The sequence below is a fragment of the Pseudoroseomonas cervicalis ATCC 49957 genome (assembly GCF_000164635.1).
In the GTDB taxonomy this organism is placed as follows: domain Bacteria; phylum Pseudomonadota; class Alphaproteobacteria; order Acetobacterales; family Acetobacteraceae; genus Pseudoroseomonas; species Pseudoroseomonas cervicalis.
Map to the genome: position 1 here is coordinate 1,216,825 of NZ_GG770777.1, position 6,191 is coordinate 1,223,015.

Below are 6,191 nucleotides of genomic sequence, written 5' to 3' on the forward strand. Positions count from 1 at the left end.
ACGGTCAGCCCGGCTCCTCGGCCAGCTTCTCGCGCGGCGCCTGGGCGGCGCGCAGCGCCCGGCGCAGCTTGGCGACGCCGGTGCGGACATAGCCCTCGCGGCAGAGCTGCAACCCCTCCAGCGCCAGGCCGCGCGCCACCTCCTGCCGGCTGCGCGGCAGCCGCGCATAGCGGCTGCCGAGCTCGTCGCAATAGGCGAGGCTCGGCGTGAGCAGGCGCAGCTCCGCCCCCAGCGCCGGGAAGGCACCCGGCAGCGCGGCCAGCGAGAGGGCGAGGAGGCAGGGCAGGCGCAGCAGCATGGGCGCCATCCTGCCGCAGCCACCCCTTCCCCCCGATGGGCAGCGGATGAAGAGGGGGTCATGCCCCGCCCGGCTGCGTCGCCGGCAGGCGGAACACCACCCGCAGCCCCGGCCGCTCGGGCGGGCCGCCGGCATCCTCGAACCACAGCGCGCCGCCATGCAGCTGCACCACCGCCCGCACCAGCGACAGGCCCAGCCCCGAGCCCGGCGTGGTGCGCGCCCGGTCGGTGCGGAAGAAGCGCTCGCCGACCCTTTCGCGGTCCTCCGGCGCCAGCCCAGGCCCTTCATCGGCCACCTGCACCACCACCGCCTCCGCCTCCTGCGTGGCCGTGAGGCGAAGGGTGCCGCCGGGCGGCGTGAACTTCACCGCATTGTCCAGGAGGTTCGCCACCACCTGCAGCAGCAGGTCGCGGTCGCCCACCAGCGGCAGCGTCTCCGGCCATTCGGTCTGCAGCGCCTGGCCATGCGCCTCGGCCGAGGCGCCGTACAGCTCCGCCGCGTCGGCCAGCAGCAGCGCCATGTCGAGCGGCGCGAAGGCGGCGCGCCGCGCCCCCGCCTCCACCTCGGCGATGCGCAGCACCGCCTGGAAGACGCGGGTGACATTGTCGAGGTCGGCGATGCCGCGCTCGATCGCGCCGCGCAGCACCGCCGGGTCCTCGCTCTCGGAGAGCAGCGCCTCCTCCAGCCCCGAGCGGGCGCGCGAGATCGGCGTGCGCAGGTCGTGCGCGATGGCATCCGACACGCCGCGCACCCCCTCCATCAGATGCGCGATGCGGTCCAGCATGGCGTTCATGCTGGCGCCCAGCCGGTCGAACTCGTCATCATGCAGGGAGAGCGGCACGCGGTGCGACAGGTCGCCGCCGGCGATCACCGCGGCGGTGCTGACCGCCGGGCTCAGCCGCCGCTCCAGCGCCCGCCGCATCAGCGCGGCGCCCAGCAGCGCGAACAGCAGCGCGGCGCAGGCGGCCCAGGCCAGCCCCTCGGTCAGCAGGGCGCGCAGCCGCTGCTTCTCCCCCACCTCGCGCCCCACCGCCAGGGTGGCGCCGCCGGGGAAGTCCAGCACGTAGAGCCGCGCCTCGCCCGGCTCGTCCTCGTCATGGTCCAGGCTGAGCCGGTACCAGCCCCCCGCCGGGCGGCCCTCGGCCTGCGGCGGCAGCGCGGCCAGGTTGCCGGCCAGCCGCGCCCCCTGCGCGTCCAGCAGCAGGTAGAGCGACTGCCCCTCGGCATCGAGGGCCAGCCGCTCGCCGATCGCCTCCACCGCCCCCATGGCGCCGGAATCGCGCCAGCGCTCGGCCAGGGCGTGGGCGTCGGCGCGGATCGCGGCATCGGTCTGCCGCTCCAGCGTGCCCGCCGTGCCCCACCACAGCACCCCGGCGAAGGCGAGGCCGGCGGCCAGGAACAGCGCGGCGAACAGCGTCGCGAAGCGGAACCCCGCCGAGGAGAGCAGCCGCCACAGCGGGCCCGGATACTGCTTGCGCCGGTGCGGCATGTCCGCCCCTCAGAGCCCGCCCGGCCTCACGGCTCGGCGCGGATCATGTAGCCGGCGTTGCGCACCGTGTGGATCAGCGGCTTGTCCTGCCCCTTGTCCAGCTTCTGCCGCAGGCGGGAGACATGCACGTCGATCACGTTGGTCTGCGGGTCGAAGTGGTAGTCCCACACCTTCTCCAGCAGCATGGTGCGGGTGACGACCTGCCCGGCATGGCGCATCAGGTGCTCCAGCAGGCGGAATTCGCGCGGCTGGATGTCGATCTTGCGCCCCGCCCGCGTCACGGTGCGCGACAGCAGGTCCAGCTCGAGGTCGGCGACCTTCAGCCGGGTGGCGGGGGCATCGACCGCCGGGCGGCGGCCCAGCGCCTCGACCCGCGCCAGCAGCTCGGCGAAGGCGAAGGGCTTGACCAGATAGTCGTCGCCGCCGGCCTTCAGCCCCTTCACCCGCTCATCCACCCCGCCCAGCGCCGAGAGGAACAGCACGGGGGTGTGGTTGCCCTGGCCGCGCAGCGTCTCCACCAGCCGGACGCCGTCGACGCCGCCCGGCAGCATGCGGTCCAGCACCAGCAGGTCGAAGCTCTCCCCCGCCGCCATGAACAGCCCGTCGCGGCCATTGGCCGCGTGCTCGACCGTGTGCCCGGCCTCCTGGAGCCCCTTCTTCACGAAGCGGCCGACCTCGGCATCATCCTCCACCAGCAGAATTCGCATGGTGCTGCGCTCCTTGTCGCGGCGCGCCCGCCCCGCGGAAGGGGGGCTCGATCATGGCGCGCCGGGCCGGCCAGGATGCCCTGGCCGGCGCCGTCGCGCCAGAGCGGCCGGAGCAGCCCTGCCCCCGCCGCAGCGGCGCGGCCGGGCCGGTGGGGCAGCCGGGGTGACGGGGGAATGACGGCCGGGCGGCGGATCGGTGCTTGCGTCCCGCCCCCCCGCTCTGGCAGGTGCTGGGCCGCAATCGGCGCGAGGAGCGATACAAGGCGATGGACGCGGTCAGTTGGGCGATGCTGGGGGCCATCCTGGCATTGCTGATCCTCTCGGCCCTGTTCTCGGGGAGCGAGACCGCGATCACCGCCGCGAGCCGGGCCTTCATCACCCGCCGCACCCGGGAGGGCGACCGCCGCGCCCTCACCCTGTCGCGGCTGCAGGAGCGCAAGGACCGCTTCCTGGCCGCCCTGCTGGTGGGCAACAATTTCGTCAACACCACCGCCACCGCCCTGGCCTCCAGCCTGCTGATCGCCTGGTTCGGCGAGGGCGGCGTGGTCTATGCCTCGCTGGCGATGACGGTGCTGCTGGTCATCTTCGCCGAGGTGCTGCCCAAGACCTACGCGCTGCAGCGGCCGGACGCCACGGCGCTGGCGGCGGCGCCGCTGCTGGCCGCGGTGATGCGCCTGCTGGGCCCGCTCGGCAGCGCGGTGAACTGGCTGCTCAGCCACGTGTTCCGCCTGTTCGGCGTGCAGGCGGCGCAGGCCCGGCGCAGCGAGGAGGAGCTGCTCGGCGCCATCGAGCTGCACGGCACCGACGAGCGCGGCGAGGCCGAGGCGGCGGCGCAGGAGGAGCGGCGCATGCTGCGCGGCGTGCTGGCGCTCGACGACCTGACGGTGGGCGACGTGATGACCCACCGCGCCCGCATCCACGCCCTCGACGCCGACGCGGCGCCCGAGGCGCTGATGGCGCGCATCCTGGCGGCGCCGCACAGCCGCATGCCGCTGTGGCGCCAGCGCGGCGAGGAGGTGCTGGGCATCGTCGATGCCCGCGCCGCGCTGCATGCCCTGGCCGCCGCCCGCCAGGAGGGGGGCGCGGTCGATCTGAAGCGCTTCGCCGCCCCCCCGAGCTTCGTGCCCGAGACACGGCCGCTGCGCGAGCAGCTGCACGCCTTCCGCGCCATGACGCCGAAGCTGGCCCTGGTGGTGGACGAATACGGCACCATCCGCGGCCTCGTCACGCTGGAGGACATCGTCGAGGTGGTGGTGGGCCAGATCGCGCAGCGCGGCGAGGCGATCATCGCCGACGACGACGCCGACGGCATCGTCGAGGTGCGCGGCGACGCCCGGCTGCGCGAGATCAACCACGCCCTGGACTGGGACCTGCCGCAGGACGAGGCCAGCACCGCCGGCGGCCTGGCCATCGCCCGCACCCACGGCATCCCCGAGATCGGCGCCCGGATCCGCGTCGGGCGCTACACCCTCACCGTGCTGGAGCGGCGCGGCTGGCGCATCGACCGGCTCAGCATCGGCCGCGACGCCGACTGAGGCGCCGCGTCACAGCGGCGCATCCGCCAGCACCTGGAGCTGCCCCATCGAGCAGCGCTCGACACGGGCCGAGACACCATAGACCTCGGCCAGCATCGCCGGCGTCAGCGTCGCCTCCGGCGTGCCCTGGGCGCGGATGCTGCCGCCCGAGAGCATCACCACCGCGTCCGAGAACCGCGCCGCCAGCGCCAGGTCGTGCAGCACCACCACGGTCACCAGCCCGTGCTGCCGCGTCAGCTCCCGCACCAGCGCCATCACCGAGAGCTGGTGGCGCAGGTCGAGCGCGCTGGTCGGCTCGTCCAGCAGCAGCACGCGCGGGCGGCGGACCAGCGCCTGGGCCAGGCCGGCGAGCTGGCGCTGGCCGCCCGAAAGCCGGTCCAGCGCGGTCAGCGCCAGATCGCCGATGCCCAGCCGCTCCAGCAGATGCACGGCGCGGTCGGTGGCGGCCTGGGCGGACAGCACCCCCTCCGCGGTCGGGCTCGCCCGCAGCGCGCCCAGCAGCGCCTCCAGCACCGTCAGCGCCACACCCTGCGGCAGGCTCTGCGGCATGTAGGCGATGTGCCGCGCCCGCTCCTCCAGCCGGCGGCCCACCATCTCCTGCCCGTCCAGCCGCACCGAGCCCTTGGCCGGCAGCAGCCCGGCCAGGCCACGCAGCAGCGTCGACTTGCCGGCGCCGTTCGGGCCGACCAGCGCGGTGATGCCGCCGCCCCGCAGTGCCTCCAGCGAGGCATCGGTCAGGATCGGGCGGCGGCCATAGCCAAGCGTCAGGCCGGAAATCTCGAGCCGCATCGCATTCTCCGGAAGGCTGGGGGAATGAATTCCCCCAGGCCCCCTTCTTTTGTCTGTCAGGGCCGGTGGGCGCTGCCCACCGGCATCAGCCGGCACGGCGGCCGCGGGTGAAGACGAGCGCCACGAACACCGGCACGCCGACCAGGGCGGTGACGATGCCGATCGGGATCAGCAGGCCGGGCACCAGCATCTTGCTGGCCAGCGAGGACAAGGAGAGCAGCAGCGCGCCGCACAGCGCCGAGGCCGGCAGGAAGAAGCGATGGTCCTCGCCCACCAGCAGCCGCGCCGCGTGCGGGCCGATCAGGCCGATGAAGCCGATCGTGCCGACGAAGGCCACCGAGACGCCGGAGAGCAGCGAGACGCGCAGCAAGGCCGCGTCGCGCAGCCGGTCGGCGTTGATGCCGAAGGACAGCGCCCGCTCCTCCCCCAGCCGCAGCGCCGTCAGCTGCCAGGCGGCACGGGCGGAGAAGGGAATCGCCACCGCCAGCGCCAGCGCCATGATGCCGATCTTGCTCCAGCTCGCCCGCGCCAGGCTGCCCATCGACCAGAACACCAGCTGCTGCAGCGCCTGCTCCGTGGCGACGAATTGCAGCAGCGCCACGGCGGCGTTGAAGGCGAAGACCAGCGCGATGCCGAACAGCACCAGCGCCTCCACCCCCGCGCCCCGCAGCCGCGACAGCGTGCGCAGCAGCAGCACCGAGCCGAAGGCGAACAGGAAGGCATTGCCCGAGAGCAGCCATTCCTGCGGCACCCAGGGCAGCCCGACCCCCAGCACGATGGCCAGGGCCGCGCCGAGCGAGGCGGCGGAGGAGACGCCCAGCGTGAAGGGGCTGGCCAGCGGGTTGTTCAGCACCGTCTGCATCTCGGCCCCCGCCAGCGCCAGGGCGGCGCCCACCAGCACCGCCATGATGGCGTAGGGCAGCCGGACGTCCCAGACGATGACCGAGACCGGGCCGCTGGCGCTGGCCGGGTTCAGCAGCACCCGCACCACATCGGACAGGCCCAGCCGCGACGGGCCGGTGGCGATGTCGAGCAGCAGCGAGGCCGTCAGCAGCAGCGCCAGCCCCACCAGCACGGCGATGCGCCGCGCCAGCAGCGCGCGGTAGCCGGCGGCGGCGGCGCCCGGCGCGACCAGGCTGGCGCTCATCGGCCGCCCATCCGCGCCCTGGCGTGGCGGAGCGGGGCCGGAGAGCGACGAGAACCCGCGCCGGGGCGGCGGGCGGAAGCTTGGGCGGAGATCACAGGCAGCGGCCCTTCCCTGGGAGGCGCGCAATCCATAATCACTCGCAACTCAAACGCCAACCTTTGCCATGCGGGGCGGGGCTGCGCTCCGCGCGGGGCGCGCGGGCCGCCCCCGCCCCCAGGCGGGACGC

General features: G+C 74.5%; 5 protein-coding genes and 1 pseudogene. 1 reads left to right on the forward strand and 5 read right to left on the reverse strand.

All coding sequences use genetic code 11. The annotated features are described in order from the left end of the window. Nucleotides 1–4: 4 nt before the first annotated feature. Genes HMPREF0731_RS05280 through HMPREF0731_RS05290 form a run of 3 tightly spaced genes read right to left on the reverse strand, consistent with a single transcriptional unit; the run spans nt 5 to nt 2,494 of the window. Nucleotides 5–298, reverse strand: coding sequence for a hypothetical protein (locus tag HMPREF0731_RS05280; protein WP_040611937.1), 294 nt, complete (start codon nt 296–298; stop codon nt 5–7). A 58-nt stretch (nt 299–356) separates the two neighbouring features. Then, nucleotides 357–1,787 (reverse strand): sensor histidine kinase, encoded by a 1,431-nt coding sequence (locus HMPREF0731_RS05285; protein WP_007003009.1) that lies wholly within the window; start codon nt 1,785–1,787, stop codon nt 357–359. A 26-nt stretch (nt 1,788–1,813) separates the two neighbouring features. After that, nucleotides 1,814–2,494 (reverse strand): winged helix-turn-helix domain-containing protein, encoded by a 681-nt coding sequence (locus HMPREF0731_RS05290; protein ID WP_007003010.1) that lies wholly within the window; start codon nt 2,492–2,494, stop codon nt 1,814–1,816. 200 nt (nt 2,495–2,694) lie between these two features. Here HMPREF0731_RS05290 and HMPREF0731_RS05295 point away from each other — a divergent pair, with 200 nt between their 5' ends. Continuing rightward, nucleotides 2,695–4,029, forward strand: a complete 1,335-nt coding sequence (locus HMPREF0731_RS05295; protein ID WP_245538246.1) for a CNNM domain-containing protein — start codon at nt 2,695–2,697, stop codon at nt 4,027–4,029. Nucleotides 4,030–4,038: 9 nt separating this feature from the next. On the opposite strand, the pseudogene HMPREF0731_RS05300 reads toward HMPREF0731_RS05295, so the two are convergent. Together HMPREF0731_RS05300 and HMPREF0731_RS05305 are read right to left on the reverse strand one after the other, a co-directional pair. Then, nucleotides 4,039–4,821, reverse strand: a pseudogene (locus tag HMPREF0731_RS05300) (ABC transporter ATP-binding protein); the annotation flags it as partial. 82 nt (nt 4,822–4,903) lie between these two features. Continuing rightward, on the reverse strand, nt 4,904–5,965 hold the full coding sequence (locus HMPREF0731_RS05305; RefSeq protein ID WP_007003013.1) for a FecCD family ABC transporter permease: 1,062 nt from the start codon (nt 5,963–5,965) through the stop codon (nt 4,904–4,906). Nucleotides 5,966–6,191: the final 226 nt, after the last annotated feature.

Bases quoted from the DNA above. Each gene is read 5' to 3' on its own strand.
- HMPREF0731_RS05285 (WP_007003009.1), bottom strand. From the start codon at position 1,787: ATGCCGCACCGGCGCAAGCAGTATCCGGGCCCGCTGTGGCGGCTGCTC.
- HMPREF0731_RS05290 (WP_007003010.1), bottom strand. From the start codon at position 2,494: ATGCGAATTCTGCTGGTGGAGGATGATGCCGAGGTCGGCCGCTTCGTG.
- HMPREF0731_RS05305 (WP_007003013.1), bottom strand. From the start codon at position 5,965: ATGAGCGCCAGCCTGGTCGCGCCGGGCGCCGCCGCCGCCGGCTACCGC.
- HMPREF0731_RS05280 (WP_040611937.1), bottom strand. From the start codon at position 298: ATGCTGCTGCGCCTGCCCTGCCTCCTCGCCCTCTCGCTGGCCGCGCTG.